Annotated in this window: 18 protein-coding genes; 5 read left to right on the top strand and 13 right to left on the bottom strand. The window is 40.0% G+C overall.

Going from position 1 to position 19,010, the window contains the following annotated elements; genetic code table 11:
* The 5 genes from paaC to AC0VYJ_RS03510 form a co-directional block, all read right to left on the bottom strand.
* Entirely contained in the window at positions 1-777 is a 777-nt protein-coding gene (gene paaC / locus AC0VYJ_RS03530) for a 1,2-phenylacetyl-CoA epoxidase subunit PaaC (RefSeq protein WP_475366535.1), read from the bottom strand.
* Entirely contained in the window at positions 777-1,118 is a 342-nt protein-coding gene (gene paaB / locus AC0VYJ_RS03525) for a 1,2-phenylacetyl-CoA epoxidase subunit PaaB (RefSeq protein WP_303533085.1), read from the bottom strand. The genes paaC and paaB overlap by 1 nt, the downstream gene beginning before the upstream one ends.
* A gap of 6 nt (positions 1,119-1,124) precedes the next feature.
* Positions 1,125-2,057, bottom strand: a complete 933-nt coding sequence (gene paaA / locus AC0VYJ_RS03520) for a 1,2-phenylacetyl-CoA epoxidase subunit PaaA (RefSeq protein WP_475367448.1) — start codon at positions 2,055-2,057, stop codon at positions 1,125-1,127.
* 144 nt (positions 2,058-2,201) lie between these two features.
* Entirely contained in the window at positions 2,202-3,728 is a 1,527-nt protein-coding gene (locus AC0VYJ_RS03515; RefSeq protein WP_475366534.1) for a fatty acid--CoA ligase family protein, read from the bottom strand.
* Positions 3,729-3,972: 244 nt separating this feature from the next.
* A complete protein-coding gene (locus AC0VYJ_RS03510) occupies positions 3,973-4,962 on the bottom strand; it encodes a lipoate--protein ligase (protein WP_475366533.1) in 990 nt (329 codons plus the stop codon).
* Positions 4,963-5,132: 170 nt separating this feature from the next.
* Between AC0VYJ_RS03510 and AC0VYJ_RS03505 the strand changes: the two genes are divergently transcribed.
* A complete protein-coding gene (locus AC0VYJ_RS03505) occupies positions 5,133-5,327 on the top strand; it encodes a hypothetical protein (protein ID WP_048313175.1) in 195 nt (64 codons plus the stop codon).
* A 283-nt stretch (positions 5,328-5,610) separates the two neighbouring features.
* On the opposite strand, the gene AC0VYJ_RS03500 is transcribed toward AC0VYJ_RS03505, so the two are convergent.
* The 4 genes from AC0VYJ_RS03500 to AC0VYJ_RS03485 form a co-directional block, all read right to left on the bottom strand.
* Positions 5,611-6,351 (bottom strand): MBL fold metallo-hydrolase, encoded by a 741-nt coding sequence (locus AC0VYJ_RS03500; protein WP_475366532.1) that lies wholly within the window; start codon positions 6,349-6,351, stop codon positions 5,611-5,613.
* Between the two features lie 5 nt (positions 6,352-6,356).
* Complete coding sequence (locus AC0VYJ_RS03495) at positions 6,357-7,307, bottom strand: sugar-binding transcriptional regulator (RefSeq protein ID WP_430246875.1); 951 nt, start codon at positions 7,305-7,307, stop codon at positions 6,357-6,359.
* A 109-nt stretch (positions 7,308-7,416) separates the two neighbouring features.
* A complete protein-coding gene (tkt, locus tag AC0VYJ_RS03490; protein ID WP_430246876.1) occupies positions 7,417-9,417 on the bottom strand; it encodes a transketolase in 2,001 nt (666 codons plus the stop codon).
* Between the two features lie 249 nt (positions 9,418-9,666).
* Complete coding sequence (locus AC0VYJ_RS03485) at positions 9,667-11,340, bottom strand: alpha-glucosidase (protein WP_475366531.1); 1,674 nt, start codon at positions 11,338-11,340, stop codon at positions 9,667-9,669.
* Between the two features lie 222 nt (positions 11,341-11,562).
* On the opposite strand from AC0VYJ_RS03485, the gene AC0VYJ_RS03480 reads away from it, so the two are divergent.
* The gene (locus AC0VYJ_RS03480; RefSeq protein WP_475366530.1) at positions 11,563-12,291 is read left to right on the top strand and encodes an amino acid ABC transporter ATP-binding protein; all 729 of its coding nucleotides are present in this window, start codon (positions 11,563-11,565) and stop codon (positions 12,289-12,291) included.
* A gap of 87 nt (positions 12,292-12,378) precedes the next feature.
* Here AC0VYJ_RS03480 and AC0VYJ_RS03475 read toward each other — a convergent pair whose 3' ends face one another.
* Positions 12,379-12,909: a GbsR/MarR family transcriptional regulator gene (locus tag AC0VYJ_RS03475; RefSeq protein ID WP_430246878.1), complete on the bottom strand. Its 531-nt coding sequence runs from the start codon at positions 12,907-12,909 to the stop codon at positions 12,379-12,381.
* 334 nt (positions 12,910-13,243) lie between these two features.
* Here AC0VYJ_RS03475 and AC0VYJ_RS03470 point away from each other — a divergent pair, with 334 nt between their 5' ends.
* The 3 genes from AC0VYJ_RS03470 to AC0VYJ_RS03460 are packed head-to-tail and all read left to right on the top strand — an operon-like array spanning position 13,244 to position 16,221.
* Entirely contained in the window at positions 13,244-14,452 is a 1,209-nt protein-coding gene (locus AC0VYJ_RS03470; protein ID WP_475366529.1) for a quaternary amine ABC transporter ATP-binding protein, read from the top strand.
* Positions 14,453-15,286: a choline ABC transporter permease subunit gene (gene choW / locus AC0VYJ_RS03465; RefSeq protein WP_194220255.1), complete on the top strand. Its 834-nt coding sequence runs from the start codon at positions 14,453-14,455 to the stop codon at positions 15,284-15,286. It begins immediately after the preceding gene.
* 11 nt (positions 15,287-15,297) lie between these two features.
* On the top strand, positions 15,298-16,221 hold the full coding sequence (locus AC0VYJ_RS03460) for a glycine betaine ABC transporter substrate-binding protein (RefSeq protein ID WP_475366528.1): 924 nt from the start codon (positions 15,298-15,300) through the stop codon (positions 16,219-16,221).
* Positions 16,222-16,268: 47 nt separating this feature from the next.
* Here AC0VYJ_RS03460 and AC0VYJ_RS03455 read toward each other — a convergent pair whose 3' ends face one another.
* The 3 genes from AC0VYJ_RS03455 to AC0VYJ_RS03445 are packed head-to-tail and all read right to left on the bottom strand — an operon-like array spanning position 16,269 to position 18,977.
* Positions 16,269-17,168 (bottom strand): glycine betaine ABC transporter substrate-binding protein, encoded by a 900-nt coding sequence (locus AC0VYJ_RS03455; protein ID WP_475366527.1) that lies wholly within the window; start codon positions 17,166-17,168, stop codon positions 16,269-16,271.
* Between the two features lie 14 nt (positions 17,169-17,182).
* Positions 17,183-17,845, bottom strand: coding sequence for an ABC transporter permease (locus AC0VYJ_RS03450; RefSeq protein WP_194219978.1), 663 nt, complete (start codon positions 17,843-17,845; stop codon positions 17,183-17,185).
* Positions 17,838-18,977: an ABC transporter ATP-binding protein gene (locus AC0VYJ_RS03445; RefSeq protein ID WP_475366526.1), complete on the bottom strand. Its 1,140-nt coding sequence runs from the start codon at positions 18,975-18,977 to the stop codon at positions 17,838-17,840. The genes AC0VYJ_RS03450 and AC0VYJ_RS03445 overlap by 8 nt, the downstream gene beginning before the upstream one ends.
* Between the last annotated feature and the right edge of the window lie 33 nt (positions 18,978-19,010).

Raw genomic sequence — 19,010 nt, 5'->3', positions numbered from 1 at the left:
TTACCACTCAGCTGCAGGCACAGATTGATAGACTTCTGAAAGAGTAAGCAATGCTGTCATTAAATGCGTTGTATGAATCCCGTTTCGTCCATCTCCTTGCTTCATGCCCATTGTAAAAGTAGACTCTTTTTTATTTAAGTATTCGATAAAACGTTGCTTAAGAATTTCCTCGCCTTCAATAAGCGAGAGGCGCACCATTTGATCTCCTAAACGACCGTATGAAAAAACGCCACTTAGATCTTCAAGTACGATGCTGATCGCCTTCTCCATTCTGATTCTCGCTTCAGAAGTGCTATTCATTAGCTGTTCATACCACACTTCCCAGTGCATCATATGGTAGCTCATTTCAATAGAGATTTTTTGAACAATGTGTTGAAGAGGCTCATAGGATTCTTGTTTAATAGAATCAAGCCGGATTTTTTTTGCGAGAGTATAAAAGTAATTTCGGACAACAGTAAAAGCCCAATCATACGATGGATTTTCTAAATAGGTCCCCGTTCCATTCGGTAACTCCACAAGCACAGAATTACGAAAATGCTCATTTGATCGTTGATGTGTTAAAACATCAGTCTCGCCTTCACCAAGCTCTTCTAACAATGAATAATAAAGTGCTGCATGCCCCATTAAATCCTGGCTAATCGATGCAAACGCCACATCTTCTTCGATATGAGGAGCGAGGCCGAGCCATTCTGAACCCCGATAAGCTAGAATAAAGTCATCATCTGCTAATTGATAGATTAGTTCAATTAAGCATTGTTGATATTCCACAGACTTCATTACCCCTCGCCTCCTCCCATAATGTCTTTTTCAGTGAGCTGTTCTTGCTCATACTGACGCCACTTTTTCCTTAAATAGCCGTATCCCTTAGTCTCACGATAATTCTTCTCCAGATGCTTCATTGCCTCTCGTTCCTCTTGACTCATCCGTTTAATATGATCACGTTTCACTACCCAAATATCAGCTGCCTGCTCTCTCCTAAAAAAATTTTCTTTCGCCATAATAAAGGCGAGCTCACGATTAGGTGCAAGAAGACTAAACTGATGCTGTAGTGATGCGGTATCCGTCTTCTTACTAAAAACCTCATAAACTTCATAAAACTGATTATTTTCTTCACTCACACCCTATCACCTCACTAAATTCGTTTTTACGCTTGAACCGAGTGCATCTCTTACCCAGCTATTCATCTCATACGAACGCACGCGAAGTGCTAATCGCTCTTTCGATTTAGGTCCATTTCCACTAACAATTTGCTTAAATTCTTGCCAATCCGGCTGCTGATACGTCCATTCAGCAGTTGCTTCATCATACGTTAACGTCTCATCTGGTATGGTTAAGCCCAAGGCCCAAACTCTTGGAACATACTTCGTAAGAAATTCCTGTCTCAGCTGTTCATTTGTTTTCGTTCGGAGCTTATAGCGCATATTCTTATCCTGATTCGTGTGACCAGTATCCGCTTTTGATTTCGGTCCAAAAAACATGAGAAGAGATGGCCACCAATTATTAATAGAATCTTGTAATAAGGTACGCTGCTCCTTTGTTCCTTCCGCTAGAGCCATAATGATGCTTTCCCCATGCTGAGCATGAAACACCTCTTCCGCACAGATGCGTTTCAGAGCACGGCCATACGGTCCATAAGAAGTTCCTAACATCATCGTTTGCGAAATAATTGCCGCTCCATCTACTAACCAAGCAATCACTCCAGCATCTCCCCAAGTCGGTGCCTCCATATGAAAAACATTATGGAATTTCAACCTTCCAGAAAAAAGGTCCTGCATAATGTCATCGCGACCTTTTCCTAGTGGTTCCATTAAATCCTCAGCTACACGGAGCAGTAACTGTCCATGCCCCATTTCATCCTGTACTTTAGCCATAATCGCAAGCTTTCTATAAAGGGTAGGGGCTTTAGGAACCCATTCTTTCTCTGGTAACGCCCCCATGATTTCACTAATTCCATGCATTGAAATTAACCTAATCAAGGCTTCTCGATAATCATCTGGCATCCAATCATCCGCTTCAATCTTTTCTCCATTATCAATACGATCCATAAACTGAGCCATTTGATGTTCTGAAGTTACCACTATTCCACACACCACCTATATAACGTTTATTTAACGTCATTATATTTTATTGTCATACAAATATCAATCGTTTTCTGATTATTCATAATAAAAAGCTGATCCCACTAGGATCAGCTTTTTGGTTTAGACGTTCATTTGTTTTCTAAGAGCTTTTCTCAGAATTTTCCCAGTCGTGTTTTTCGGAAGTTCTTCAATGAATTCGATTGTCGTGGGACACTTATATTTCGCTAAATGTTCTTTGCAAAAGCTCATAACTTCTTCTTCTGAAATCTTTTGCTTCGTTACAACAAAAGCCTGCACTGCTTCCCCAAAATTCGGATCAGGTATCCCGACAACTGCAGCCTCTACAATTTCTGGGTGCTTGTAAAGAACCTCCTCTACTTCTCTTGGATAAACGTTATAACCTCCGACGATTACCATATCTTTTTTGCGATCCACTATATAGAAGTATCCCTCTTCATCCATTCTTGCTAAATCGCCTGTAAAGAGCCAACCTTCTTTAAGGGTAACGGCTGTATCCTCCGGCATTTTATAATACCCCTTCATCACATTAGGTCCCTTAACTGCCAGTTCACCAACCATCCCTACCGAAAGCTCTTGCCCAAGTTCATCAACTACTTTGTTTTCGACATTAGTAATGTTACGACCAATTGAACCAGCTTTCCTAGGTCGGTCTAATGGATTGAAGCACGTAACGGGAGCCGCTTCTGATAACCCATATCCCTCAGAAATGCGGACGTTAAACTTTTCTTCAAAACGGTGAAGAAGGGCGACAGGCAAGGAAGACCCTCCAGAAATACAAATACGCATATGTTGAAAATATTCAGCACGGCCTTCAGGATATTGATAGAGGAAATTATACATTGTTGGTACACCTGCGAAAATTGTTGCTTTGTATTTCTCAGCAACACGAAAAACTTCTTGAGGACTGAACTTAGGAAGGATGACAATGGTTCCGCCTGATATAAGCGGTGCATTCATTGAAACAGTCATGCAGAATACATGAAACATCGGAAGGGCTGTAATCACCACATCCTGTGAGGAGATTTGGAGATATGATCCTGTATCTGATGCATTGCTAAATATATTCCTATGGGTAAGCATTGCACCTTTTGGTTTTCCGGTAGTACCGGATGTATAAAGAATAACAGCAAGATCATCTTCATTAATGGTTATTTCCGGTAGTGACCTACCTTGATCTTCAATCATATTTGTAAACGTTTTCAATTTGATGTTTGAAATCATTCTACTTTCTGTTCCCTCTCCTGTATAAACAACTAGACCTACACCATAAAGTTGGTCGGCCATTTTTTCAACGAGAGGTAGTGCCTGCTCTAACGTCACGATTGCTTTCACATCTCCATTATGAAGGAGATAGCCGATTTCATCAGGGGTATAGATAGGATTGATTGGAATGATGACTGCACCCGCTCTTAATGCACCGTAATAACTAATTAGAAATTCCGGCGAGTTTCCTAAAATAAGGGCTATATGATCGTCTTTCTTTACTCCTTCTGCCGATAAATTCGCAGCAAACATAGAAACCTTATGCTCAAACTCTTTGTAAGATACAGCATTATCTTGATAAATGTATGCCTGTTTCTCAGGATAAGTGGCAGCTGTCTCTGTTAATTGCTGAGATAAATTCATTCGCTCTCCTCCTATGTGAATGAGTAATCATTCATTTTTAATTTTCTAAATATATTATATTGGAAGAAAATTTCAGTAGCAAGGGGAACAGAGCAAAGTTCATAATTTAAATCAAAACAGCAAAAGTATCTTTTAGTGATAATCGTGTTAAAAAGCAATTCTCCCTCGTTTTAGTAAGCTAGTTAGAAAGCCAATCTCACATGAAATAAAAAAATTAAGAAGCTGGCCTCCCAGCTTCTTTCATTTAATAAAGAAGATCGATAAACTCTTCTTTTGTTATTTTCCCAAAATAATGAGAAACATCTAAATTTTGAAGTGCTTCTTCCAATGAACCAGGTTCATAACGAACACCAACTAATTTGTTTTCAAGTTCTTTTACATCACCAACACCAAAGAAATCTCCAAAAATGGTAGCCTGTTCGATGTATCCTTTTTTAACTTCAAGTCGAACATCAATCGAACCAATCGGAAAGCGTTTGGAATGCTGAACATTAAACTTCGGTGAACGACCATAATTCCAATCCCAGCTTTTATAGCGCTCTTCAGCAATTTTGTGAATCGCCTCCCAATCCTTTTCCTTCAGATTATAAGATGGGATCTCCTCTTTCTCTTCGAAAATATACTGAAGTAGCGTTTGTTTAAACTCTTCTCGCGTCATCTCCTGATCCATATGCTCACTAATATTCGTAACACGACTTCGAATTGATTTAATCCCTTTCGACTCGATTTTTTCTTTGTTTACTTTAAGTGCTTTTACGACATTCTCTAAGTTGACATTAAACATAAGCGTACCATGACTATACATTCTACCTTTTGTCGAAAACTGAGCATTGCCTGAAATTTTCTTGCCATTCACGAGCAAATCATTTCGTCCACTTAGCTCTGCGTCGACACCGAGCTTACCAAGAGCCCTCACAACCGGATCCGTAAATTTCTTATAGTTATGAAAGCTGTTTCCATCATCCTTTGTAATAATACTAAAGCTTAAATTACCTTGATCGTTATAGACGGCTCCACCACCAGAAAGACGACGGATCACATCCACGTTATTTTCGCGTATATAACTCGTATCAATCTGCTCAATCGTATTCTGGTTTTTTCCTACAATCACTGTCGGATTCATCGAGTAAAACAACAAGTACGTTTCCTCAGGATCAAGCTCCTTCAAAATGTATTCCTCTATTGCCAGATTAAGCCCCGCATCCATGATGTTTTCATTATCTATATAAAGCATAGCCTTACCTCCTGTTTATTCTTCTTCTATTCTAATGAAATATCAGTAAGGAATCAAAACCTGATACTTATGACACCCTGACAAAAGAACGAAAAACCCCACCTACACTACCCTTTCCCCGCTCTCGCTCTACGAATATTGTAAACAAACGTACTATGAGGAGGAGCAATATGAAAATCGTTTATTACGAAAAAGGTGAAATCCCTGTCATCGTAGGGGCATCAAACCTAAACTCAAGCCTAACCATTGAACAAATCAAATCCGAAGGCGAAAAAAAATCCAAAGAACTAGCCAGACTACTCGGCCGAGAAATCGGCTTCCTAATGGACATGAACGGAAAACTAGACTCAACATTAGGGGAATAAAGAAAAGCGGAAGCCTCCGTTTAGACACGGCAGGCACTGGAGCCCTATAACTTGAACACGCTCTTTGTGTTCGAGTTATAGGGTGAAGTGACCAAGTGTCTGGAGGCTGCAGCTAGACATGAAAAGCGGAAGCGCCCGTTTAGCCTCGACAAGCGCTGGAGGGCCTTCATTTGAACACGGTTTTTGTGTTCGGATGAAGGCCTGAAGCGATCGAGACCCTGCCCGCTGCATACTTCCCATTAAAAAACCAGAACGGCAATATCGTTCTGGTTTTTCACTATAACTATTTTTCTGAATTCCACACGAGCCCCGTAGATGCAAGCATCACTTCACCATCGAAATGTTGTTTAGCATCCTTCTCAAGTTCTGATAAATCACCAAAGTGCGGAAGATGTGTCAGCATCAGTGTAGATACATCCGCTTCTTTTGCAATTTTAGCAGCATCCGTACTATTCATGTGTCCCATCTGAGAGCCATCCATATCACTGTATAGATTACATTCGGAAATGAGTAGGTCAGCTCCAGCAGAAAACGTTTCAAATTCTTTTATATAGCTAGAATCTGCAGTAAACACCATGCTATGCTCTCCATCTGTTACCCTTATTGCGTAACAAATAACTGGGTGCTTTGTTTTTTGAAAAGTAATAGAGAAAGGACCAAGTTCCAAAATATCTTCTTCTCTATATTCCCTTGCTTCTGTATAAGGCTTATGATCCAAGCTATTAAATCCAGCTTCATCATATGGATGACCATAGATTGGCAACACAGGAAGCTCAGATTTAATTTTTGATTGAATTAAGCGACCGTGGTAAAGAACACCTGTATCTGCAATGTGGTCAGGATGATAATGACTAATGATTACACTATCAAGCTCTTCTACAGATAGATGATGTTGGAGTTGAGATAGAACTCCGCTTCCACAGTCAATTAACAGGTTGTACCCTTCACTCTGAATGAGATATCCTGCACTCGCTTCTCCAGCCTTAGGGTATCCCCCCCATGGTCCTAAAACAGTGATTTTCATGCTTTTTACCTCCCCTGTTTTTTCTCTAATAAGGCACGAGCCGTATAATGATCCGTTACCAAAACATTTGCGTAGCCACCTTGCAACGCCCCGTAAATCGCTTCAACTTTCTTCGGACCGCCTGCAGCTAATATTGCTTTCTCTTTCCTTGAAAGATCTTCAAGATCAATTCCGATTGTTCGTTCATTTAACTCCTCATGAATAAGCATTCCCTTTTCATCAAAGAAGCGTGAACAAATTTCTCCTACAGATTTTGAATGAATCGCTTCAAGCTCTTGTTCTGACACATAATCAGCTTGAACAATAACAGAGTCATTTGTTGGAATTCCAACACTATAAAGAGCGATATTCGCATTTCGGCCCATATCAAGCACACGCCGAATGTGCCTATCCTCTTCCATTGTTTGCTTTACAAGAAGGTGATCTACAATAGCCGGAACAGGCAAGAAGTGACTTGTAGCATGAAAGGCACGACCAATCATTTGAATGACTTCGTAAGCGTATGTGTTAGTTTCGGAATAGCTAATTCCTCCGTTTAATTGTACAACTGAAACGTTTTTAAGTAATTGATGACGAAGATTCTTACCGATTTCATTCAGAGTTGTTCCCCAGGAAACTCCTATTAAATCATTATCTTGAATAGTTGCATTTAAATAATCAGCTGCAATTTTACCGATATGTTTTTTTACAAGTTGATCTTCAAATTCTGGAACAATTGCGACTCTGGCATCTAAAAGTCCATAAGCTTCTGCAAGATCGGTAGCAAGCAAATGCACATCCTGTGAAGGATCATGAATCTTGATTTCAACAATTCCTTCTCTTTTCGCTTGCTTTAATAAACGGGAAACAGTTGGCCTTGAAACCTCAAGTCTCTTAGCGATTTCCTGTTGACTATAGTCTAATTGGTAGTATAAGCGTGCGGCCTCTACTACCTTTGTAAGTTTATCCTTTTCCATAGCAACACCTGTGTATTCAAAATTGGTTATCTTTTGGTAAGAAAAAGGCTTTCAGAAAGACCATTTTCGCCTTCTGAAAGCCTCTCACTCTCAACTAAAACCTATTGTATTATTTAGAGAGCATTGTCTTAACTTTAGTTACAACATTTTCAGGCGTGAACCCAAACTCTTTGATTACCGTATCGCCAGGTGCAGAAGCTCCAAAGCGATCAATTGCAAGGATATCACCTTTTTGGCCAACATACTTATCCCAGCCAAATGATACGCCCATCTCGATACCAAGACGTGCTGTTACATTGTCAGGTAGTACACTTTGCTTATAATCAGCAGACTGCTTATCAAAGCGATCCCAGCTTGGCATGCTGACAACTGATGCAGAAATACCTTCTTTTGCTAATAGTTCTTGAGCTTCAACAGCTAGACCTACTTCAGAACCAGATGCAAGAAGAATCGCTTCAGCGTCTTCTCCACCAGCTACAACGTAAGCTCCACGCTTAACACCTTCGTATGCTTGATCATGTGAATCTGTCACAACTGGAAGATTCTGACGAGAAAGCACTAGAGCAGTTGGGTGATTTGTTTCTTCAACGGATAGCTTCCAAGCAGCAGCCGTTTCGTTACCGTCTGCAGGACGAATAACTGAAAGACCTGGCATTGCTCGAAGTGAAGCTAGTTGCTCAACAGGTTCGTGAGTTGGACCATCTTCTCCTACCGCTACGCTATCATGAGTGAATACGTATGTTACCGGTACTCCCATCAATGCAGATAGACGAAGTGCAGGGCGAAGATAGTCAGAGAATACGAAGAACGTTGCTCCAAAGATGCGAAGACCTTTATGAAGCGCGATTCCGTTCATCGCCGCAGCCATGCCGAATTCACGTACTCCGAACCAGATGTTGCGTCCGCTATAATCCGCTGGTGAAAAGTCCTGCTCATCTTTTAACATTGTTTTGTTAGAAGATGCAAGGTCAGCTGATCCACCGAAGATTTGCGCATTGTTTTTAGCAAGTGCGTTTAGAACTTCACCAGATGCCGCACGAGATGCTGTACTTGTTCCTCTTTCATAAGTAGGAACTTCACTATCCCATCCTTCAGGAAGTTCATTATTTAGAGCAGCAGTTAATTGCTTCGCAAGCTCAGGATATTGTTCTTCATAGCGTGCAAACAATTCATTCCATTCCTGTTCTTTCTTACTGCCAGCTTCTTTAAGTTCAGCAAACTGACCTTTCACTTCTTCAGGAATAAAGAAGTCTTCGTCAAACGTCCACTTATAGTTCTCTTTTACAAGTGCAATTTCATCTTTACCAAGAGGAGCACCGTGAGAAGTATTTTTGCCGCCTTTGTTTGGTGAACCATAACCAATTGTAGTTTTCACTTCAATTAGTGTTGGTTGCTCAGTATTGCTTTTCGCTTGTTTAAGAGCGTCTGCAATTGTATCCATGTCATTACCATCTTCAACACGGATAACTTGCCAGCCATATGCTTCATAACGCTGTTGTACGTTCTCTGAGAAGGACTGATCAAGATCACCATCAAGAGAAATATCATTAGAATCATACATTACTATAAGACGACCTAATTTCAAGTGAGCAGCTAGAGAAGCTGATTCTGAAGATACACCTTCCATTAAGTCACCATCACCACAGATGCTATATGTGTAATGATCCACAACATTGAAGTCGTCACGGTTATATGTTGCTGCTAAGTGACGCTCAGCCATCGCCATACCAGTTGCCATAGCAAGTCCCTGTCCAAGTGGACCAGTCGTTGCGTCAACTCCAGGTGTCTCACCAAATTCCGGGTGTCCTGGTGTATTGCTTCCCCATTGACGGAATGATTTTAAGTCTTCCATTGAAACATCATAACCAAATAAATGTAGCATGCTGTATAGAAGAGCAGAACCATGTCCTGCAGATAGAACAAAGCGATCACGGTTAAACCATTCTGGATTAGAAGGATTGTGATTTAAAAATTGGCTCCATAGCGTATAAGCCATTGGTGCAGCACCCATCGGCATCCCAGGGTGTCCCGAGTTCGCTTTCTCAACCGCATCGATTGCAAGCGTACGAATCGTGTTAACAGCAAGTGAATCCATTTGAGTCGTTGTCATATGTATACACTCCTTTTTTTATATTGAAATTTAGTAAACACACTCATGAACAAATGTACATTTGTTATTATACATGACTTAATCAAAAAGAAAAAGGAAACCGATCACTTTTCATGTAAATTCTTTTTCCCAAAATTAGCTTCCCTCGAAACAGAGAATTCAATCCTTTTAAAACCAATAAAATGATAACTAAATAAGCCTATGATAGCTTGTACAAAAGAATACGTGAGCGAATGCCCACGTTTCTTCCTATAGTAAATATGCTTTCACTTCATACGGTCTCATAATCGACTCATTCTGCAAGAGATGACTTACTTCCTCGTAATTATGAACCAGTAACTCTCCACCACTTAGGGTGTGAGGCAGCTTCATCTCACATGTTTCTTTTGAGAAGTTTGCTGCAAGAAGTAAGCTTCTACCATTATAGCTTCTTGTATACACGTACAAATTCTCATCTTCTTCTAAATGCAGCTGATAATCACCATGGATCATGACTGGAAGTTCTTTTCGAAGTCGAATCAAATTCTTATAAAAGTAAAAAGTAGAATCTTCATTACTTAAAGCCTTTCTCGCATTAACCTCATGATAATTGTCGTTTACTTTTAGCCACGGATTACCCGTCGTAAATCCAGCGTTCTCCTCTTCAGTCCACTGCATAGGGGTTCGCGCATTATCACGACCTTTTTTATGGATCGCCTCTAAAACTTTCTCTGGTGTTTCTCCTTTTTCAATAACTTCTTCTGTATACATATTAAGCGTTTCTATATCTTCATATTCTTCAATTGAATTGAAGTAGACATTCGTCATACCAAGCTCCTGACCTTGATAAATATAAGGCGTACCTTGAAGAAAATGAAGCCAGGCTGCAAGCATTTTTGCTGATGTTACTCGATATTCCTGGTCATCACCGAATACGGAAACTGAGCGAGGTTGATCGTGATTCTCCATGTAAAGACTGTTCCACCCATTTCCGTGTAGCTCAGTTTGCCATTTTGAAATAATCCGCTTTAAATCAGTGAGTTTCCATGGCTGCTGATCCCACTTCCCACCAGGTCCACTCGTCACATCCATATGTTCGAATTGAAAGAGCATGTTTACAATACCGGTGTCTTCATTTGTGTACCTTTTTCCATCCTCAGGTGTCGCCATTGGCATTTCACCAACAGTCATAGCATTGAATTTCTTCAGAACCTTTTCATTCATTTCATTCATATAATCAATAAATTTAGGTCCATTTACAAAATGCTCTCCTCCCCATTGATAAGGAGAATCTGCTGTTACTTCGGCATCTGGTAAACCAGGGGTTTTGGAAATCAAATTAATGACATCCATTCTGAATCCATCCACCCCTTTATCTAGCCAGAATTTCATCAGATCATAGACTTCTTCTCTCAATTTTTCATTTTCCCAATTTAAATCAGGCTGCTTTTTTGAAAATAGATGAAGAAAATATTCCTGACTCTCCTCATCGTACTGCCATGCAGACCCACCGAAAAAGGAGCCCCAATTGTTAGGAGGCTGATCCCCTTTTCCTTCTCGCCATATATAGTAATCACGATATGGATTATCCTTCGATTTCCTCGCTTCAGAAAACCATTTGTGCTCATCAGAAGAATGATTAACAACGAGATCCATAACTAGACGAATCCCTCTATTGTGCATCTCTTCTAACATCTCATTCCAATCTTCTATCGTACCGAACTCATCCATAATGTTTCGATAATCACTTATATCATATCCATTATCATCATTCGGTGACTGATACACTGGTGAGAGCCAAACGACATCTATTCCTAACTCTTTTAAATAATCGAGCTTTTCCGTAATTCCCTTAATATCTCCAATGCCATCACCGTTGCTATCATTAAAACTTCGAGGATATATTTGATAAACGACGCTTTCCTTCCACCACTGCTGTGCCATGCTGCATCCTCCTAGAAAAAGATAATTTCTTAATTTGCGCAAACGTTTTCACTAGCTATTATAAAAGAATGCTGGTTATAGTACAACAGCTAACAATCCCTAGTTTCCCCTCAATAAGGACAAGTTCTTTTATAAATGAATCAAGGATTGGTATAATAGAATTTATCGGCAAACCCTTCCAAACGAAGGAAGAATGTAGAACGAGAGGAGATAGGAGCAACAATGAGCATCATCCAAGTAAAAGATCTAAAGAAATCGTTCGGAGATTTAGAAGTACTTAAGAATATTAATACAGACGTAAAAGAAAAAGAGGTTGTATGCGTCGTTGGTCCTTCTGGCTCAGGTAAAAGTACCTTTCTTCGGTGTTTAAATAAATTAGAAGAAATAACTGGTGGTAGTGTGATCGTAAACGGCCACAACATAGCTGACCCTAAGACGAATATCAACAAAGTTCGACAGGATGTTGGAATGGTTTTTCAACATTTTAACCTTTTCCCGCATAAAACCGTGCTTGAAAATGTGACATTAGCCCCAATTAAAGTCAAAGGGGATAACAAACAAAACTCAGCCCAAAAGGCGAAGGAGCTTCTCGCAAAAGTTGGCCTTGAAGATAAAGCCAATAATTATCCAGGGGAACTATCAGGGGGGCAAAAGCAGCGTGTCGCTATAGCAAGGGCTCTTGCTATGGAGCCAAAAGTTATGCTTTTCGATGAACCAACCTCTGCACTTGACCCTGAAATGATTGGTGAAGTTCTAGAAGTCATGAAAGACCTTGCCAAAGAAGGTATGACGATGGTTGTTGTCACACATGAAATGGGGTTTGCTCGTGAAGTAGGCGATCGTGTGATTTTCATGGACGGGGGATATATCGTTGAAGAAAATGTTCCAAATGAACTGTTCTCAAATCCTCAAAACGAACGGACGAAAGCTTTCTTAAGTAAAATCCTATAACAAAACGTGCAGGGAAAACCCTGCACGTTTTGTTATTATGTAGAACGTATTCAAAATTTTCATGAAGCAATATCTTGCTAATTCCCTCTACTCTTCTTCATTATCAATAACATCAAATATCTTTCTAGATTCAAATAAATCCACTACCTTATTCAACCACTCATAGTATCCCAACGCATAAGACATTTTATCTAAATCTGCTTCTGCCGTCATTTTTTCTTCGTTAGAAATATCATTCTCCAGTACGTCCATAAGTTCAGAAATGGATTCTCTACAAGCATCTCTATTCATTTCAATTCCTTTACGCCAGTGAATACAAAAGAAATCTGTAAAGGTTTGATACCAATCTGACTTCACCTCGTAAAGATCTTTACGCTCGCCCTTTCTCCATACCTTATCAACCATATTTAAGTCGATTAAAGTTCTTACTCCGGTAGACATACTTGTCTTACTCATTTGAAGTTTATCCTTCATTTCATCAAGAGTCATTGGCTCTTTCTCAAAGAACATTGCTCCGTATAGTCGCCCCACAGAAGGCGTGACGCTATATATATCCATATTTTTAGAGATGGATTCAATAACACGTTCTCTCGCATTCTCTACTCTATTATCTCGCAAACTATGCACCTACTTTTCCAATCGTTTGTCATTTCATAGTTTAGTGTTAACCTCGCTTATTGTAAAGTTTACACGTGAACCTTGTAGCATATACTAGCATCCTTGACGATACTTAAGCATTTACCTGTTTAGTTTGTACAGTTTTTTCTGTATGTACTGAATTAACTGATTTTGAGCTCTCACGACGTTTGTAGTATTAAGTACCTACGCTCTATACTTAATAGGTCGGTAAAAAAAGACTAGTAAATGACTGATTATCGTAAATTTCGACATATTTCAGTGATTTTTGTAACTTTAACCGTTGAAATTTATTAATAAAGGCAGAGGTGAAACTATGGAAAAAGCCAAAATTACTGTAAAAGACGTAACAAAAGTATTTGGCAAATCGCCCAAACAAGCTATAAAGCTATTAGATCAGGGCAAATCAAAAAGTGAAATACTTAAAGAAACTGGAAATACTGTGGGTGTAAATCGAGCAAGCTTCGATGTATATCCCGGTGAAATCTTTGTCATCATGGGGCTATCAGGTAGTGGTAAATCTACGCTTGTTCGTCTACTCAATCGATTAATTGAACCAACTTCAGGTCAGGTTCTCATTGATGATGAAGATATCGTCAGGATGAAACCTGAACAGCTTCGTGAAGTGAGAAGAAAGAAGCTTAGTATGGTATTCCAACGCTTTGCTCTTTTTCCACATCGTACTGTTCTTGAAAACACGGAATATGGACTAGAGGTACAAAGTATTGGCAAAGAAAACCGAGCAAAAAAAGCGCAAGAATCACTTGAACTTGTTGGTTTGAAAGGATATGAAAATAGTTTTCCTTCTGAATTAAGTGGTGGTATGCAGCAGCGTGTTGGTCTTGCTCGTGCTCTTGCGAACGATCCAGATGTACTATTAATGGATGAAGCATTTAGTGCACTAGATCCGCTTATTCGTAAAGACATGCAAGATGAGCTCCTTGAACTTCAAGAATCAATGGAAAAAACGATCGTCTTTATTACACATGACCTCGATGAAGCACTTCGCATTGGAGATCGCATTGCATTAATGAAAGACGGTTCTATCGTTCAAATTGGTTCTCCAGAAGAAATCATGACAAATCCTGCAAATGACTACGTTGAACGATTCGTTGAAGATGTGGATCTTTCAAAAGTGTTAACAGCTTCACACGTAATGAAACGTGCTGAAACGCTACGAGCTGATCGTGGGCCACGTGTTGCACTGGAGCTTATGAGAGAACAAAAATTATCCAGTATTTATATTGTTGATAAAAAGAAAAAGCTGTTAGGCGCTATTACAGCAGATGCTACGGCAAAAGCTATTGAAGAAAAGAAAGATATAAATGACATTTTGATTACAGACCTTCCTACTGTATCACCAGAGACTTTACTAACGGATATGTTTGTGAAAATGGCAGACTCATCCCTTCCTCTCCCCGTTGTCGATGAAGCCGATAAATTTCAAGGCATCATTGTAAGAGGAGCAGTTATCGGGGCACTCGCAGGCCACGAAACTGAATCCACGAAAGGCGAGGTGAACTAAATGCAACTTTTTCCTAAAATACCACTAGCTGACTGGGTTGATAGTATTGTTGATACGTTAACCGATAACCTTGAACCAGTTTTCGATAGTATTACATCTGGGATTGATTGGTTCGTAGAAGGGATCGTTTCCATACTAGGTTTCCCGCCAGCTCTTGTTCTCATTGCAATCTTTACGATTCTGGCATGGTGGTCTAGTCGCTGGCCAATAGCTGTATTCACGTTACTTGGACTTCTGTTAATCGATAATCTCGGTTATTGGGACCCAACTATTCAAACGCTAGCACTTGTTTTAACTTCGGTCATCATATCGATTATTCTCGGTGTACCACTTGGGATCTGGGCATCACAAAGTGACCGTGTAAGAGGAATTATCACACCGATATTGGATTTCATGCAGACAATGCCTGCATTCGTATATCTCATCCCAGCTATTCTATTCTTTGGGATTGGTATGGTACCCGGAATCATAGCTTCTGTTATCTTTGCAATGCCTCCTACGATTCGTCTTACAAATCTCGGCATTCGTCAGGTGCCTGAAGATTTAATCGAAGCATCTAATGCATTTGGATCTACAACAAAACAAAAGTTGTTTAAAATACAACTCCCACTTGCTACTCCAACGATCATGGCAGGAATTAACCAAAGCATCATGCTTTCACTATCAATGGTCGTTATTGCATCTCTAGTAGGTGCACCAGGTCTCGGAGCAGACGTATATCGTGCTGTAACGCAGATCAAAGTTGGTATTGGTTTTGAAGCTGGTCTTGCAATTGTTATTCTAGCGATTATGCTTGACCGGATTTCTCAAAATATAGGTAAAACAAAAAATTAAGGGGGAATTACATGTTTAACTTTAAAAAAGGGTTAACAGGACTTGCACTATTTTTGTCACTCACATTGATTCTTGCTGCTTGTGGCGGTAACAATGGCGGAGATAGCAGTGAAGGTTCCAGCGAAGGCGGTACTAACGTTGGAGAAGCAGTAGATTACGAAATCGTAGGAATTGAACCAGGCGCTGGTATTATGAAAGCTACGACATCTGCACTTGAAGAGTACGATAGCCTTAAGGGTTGGGAATTAATCGAGTCCTCTTCAGCTGCTATGGCTGCAGAACTTGGTAAAGCAATTGATGATGAAGAACCGATTATCGTTACTGGTTGGACACCACATTGGATGTTCGCGAAATACGACCTTAAATACCTTGAAGATCCACAAGGTCTTTATGGAGAAGAAGAAAACATCGAAACTTTTGCACGTATGGGGTTAAAAGAAGATCAGCCTTCTGCTCATACAATTCTTGATCAGTTCAACTGGACTCCAGAAGACATGGGCGATGTTATGGTCGAAGTACAGGAAGGTGCTAAGCCTGAAGAAGCAGCACAAAACTGGGTAGACGAACATTCCGACATGGTAGAAGAATGGACTAAAGGTGCTGATGAAGTAGACGGTGAAGAAATCTCACTTGCATATGTAGCATGGGATTCTGAAATCGCAAGTACGAACGTAGTAGCTAAAGTTCTTGAGAGCGTAGGCTATGAGGTTAAATTAACTCAACTTGATGCAGCTTCTATGTTCATCGCTGTTTCTGAAGGTGATGCTGACGCAATGGTAGCTGGATGGCTTCCAATTACACACGCTGACCTTCTAGATGAATATGGTGACAACATGGACCGTCTTGGAGTAAACCTTGAAGGTGCGAAAACAGGACTTGTTGTTCCATCATACGTTGAAGCTGAATCGATTGAAGATTTAAAACCAGCTGAATAACATAAATGAAAAAGCGAGATGAGGAATTCCTCATCTCGCTTTTTTTATTAATCAATCAATCCTTTTTCTTTCAGGAATTCCATTGCAACATCCTCAGGCTCTTCTCCATCCATATCCACTTTTGCATTCATTTCAGACATTTCTTCTTCTGAAATACTTCCAGCAAATTCGTTCACAATCTTCTCAAGATCAGGATGTGAATCAAGAACTTCCTGTCGAACAATTGGCGCAGCATAATATGGTGGGAAAAATTGCTTATCGTCTTCAGTTGTTGCAAGATCAAAACGAGCAATTCGTCCATCAGTTGTAAAGGCAGGAATCACATCGACTTCACCTTCATTTAAAGCATCGTACATGATATTCGGATCAAGACTCACTTCGTCTTTGAAATTAAAACCATAAGCTTCTACTAGGGCATCGTAACCATCTTCTCTTTCGTAGAACGTGTGTGGTCCACCAAATACCATATCATCTGAAGCTGGGATAATGTCCGAGAACGTTTTTGCATTTACCTCTTTATTTGTTTCTTGAGTCATAGCAAGCGTGTAGCCATTCTCAAATCCAAGTGGTTCAAGCCAAACAAGATTATATTCATCTTTGTATCCTTTTTTCACACGTTTAAAAATCTCATCAGCTGACTCATCTGATTCAGCACTTTCTTTAAGTACCGCTTCAAGACCTGTACCTGTATATTCCACGTACATATCAATATCACCATCGATAAGCGCCTGTTGTAGAATATTTACTTCACCAACACCTGCATCAACCTCTACTTCATAATCACTGTTAGCCTTTATGTACTCCGCAAGAAGGTGTGGTAAGATATATTGCTCAGTCCAGGGCTTACCGGAAATAACGATCGGATCACTTTCTTCACTTCCGCTATCTCCTCCACATGCAGCAAGAACCATGACAACTCCTAGTAAAAGTAAGGTAATTCTCTTCAAACGAATCTCTCCCTTTATTTTTTTGCTTTAACTCCTTTAGGAGTTGCCGCATTTTCTAATAATTTTAGAATTAAATCAAACCCAAGAGCCAGAATAGTTGCAGGAAGTGCACCAGCTAATACGAGCTCATCTTTATTCGAGGTAAGACCACGATATATAATATCGCCAAGTCCTCCTGCACCTACAAAAGTAGCGAGAGTTGCAACTCCGATTGTTAGGACAGTAGCTGTTCTGACACCAGCCATAATAACCGGTAGAGAAAGAGGCACTTCAATCTTCATCAAAATTTGCATATTCGTCATACCCATCCCTCTTCCAGCTTCAATAGAAGATTGATCTACGGAAGTGATGCCAGTGTACGTATTTCTGAGGATTGGAAGAAGCGCGTAAACCGTTAAAGCAATAATAGCAGTTATGTTTCCAATCCCTAGAAATGGAATAAGAAACCCGAACAGGGCTAAACTTGGTACTGTTTGAAAGATAGCTGCAACCGCAATGAATGGCTCCGCTAGCTTCTTTCTCCGTGAAATAAAAATACCAAGTGGAACAGATATTAATATCGCAATCACAATAGAGATGAACGAAAGGAAAAGGTGCTCCTGAAGTGCTACTAGTATATCATCCCAACGATTCTGCATCGTCTCAATAAATAGAATGAAAAAATTCTCGTCATTCATTCAGGCTTCCCTCCTCTCTTTGATCATATTGTTCAAGTCCTGCTAACCCTCGCATCATACTACTTCTTGTAACTAATCCTGTAAGCTTATTATCTTCAACTACAGGGATACTGATCGGCTGATTTTCAGCAAATCGTTTCGCTATTTCAGGGTAGAGCGTGCTCTCATTAATGGACTCGATCACTTCAATCACATCCACAATTCGTTTCCCATCATCACCATAATGGTTTTGAACTTGTTCTAGTGTAACGACACCGATATATTCCTGCTCTGGCCCTGTTACAACCAGGCTATCGACTCGCTCTGATTTCATTAGACGGAATGCTTCTGCAAGACCTCTACTTTTTTTCACAGTTGCTACTTTTCTAATCATTAAATCGACAGCTGTTGGAGCTTGCCCTTTAGCCATTCGTTCATCACCTATGAAATTGCGGACAAATTCATTCTTAGGGTGGCGTAGCAAGCGATCCGGCGTATCTAGCTGAAGTATTTCGCCATCTTTCATAATGGCAATACGATCGGCGATTTTCATAGCTTCATCCATGTCGTGCGTAACGAAAACAATTGTTTTCTGAATTTCTTTCTGTAGCTTTACAAGCTCGTCCTGAAGCTGTTCTCGACTAATAGGATCTAATGCGCTAAATGGCTCGTCCATCAAAATAATTGGTGGTTCTGCTGCAAGTGCACGAATGACACCAACTCTTTGCTGTTGACCGCCACTCAATTCTAGTGGATAGCGAGACCGAAAAATAGAAGGTTCTAACCCTACAAGATTAAGCATTTCATCGACGCGCTTATCTATTTTATCTTTGTCCCATTTTTTCAGTTTGGGAATTAAGGCAATATTTTCAGCAATTGTCATATGTGGCAAAAGTCCAATTTGTTGAATGACATATCCAATGCTTCTTCTTAGTTCAACCGGGTCCTGATCCGATATTGGTTTTCCATCAATATAAATTTGTCCACCACTTGGCTCTATTAATCGATTAATCATCTTCATAGTAGTCGTTTTTCCACAGCCGCTTGGCCCAATGAGCGTTAATAACTCGCCCTTTTCAATATGTAAATTAATATCCTTTAGTGCTTCAGTACCATCAGCAAATTTCTTACTAATATGCTCGAAAGTAATCATTCTATCGCCTCTCCTGCCTCCCGAAAAATCCAT

This window comes from Anaerobacillus sp. 63XJN7_5_ISO-PGPR-S23-430 (genome assembly GCF_056173695.1).
Note: the sequence above shows the minus strand (reverse complement) of the source record. Positions and strands in the feature narration are given on the sequence as shown.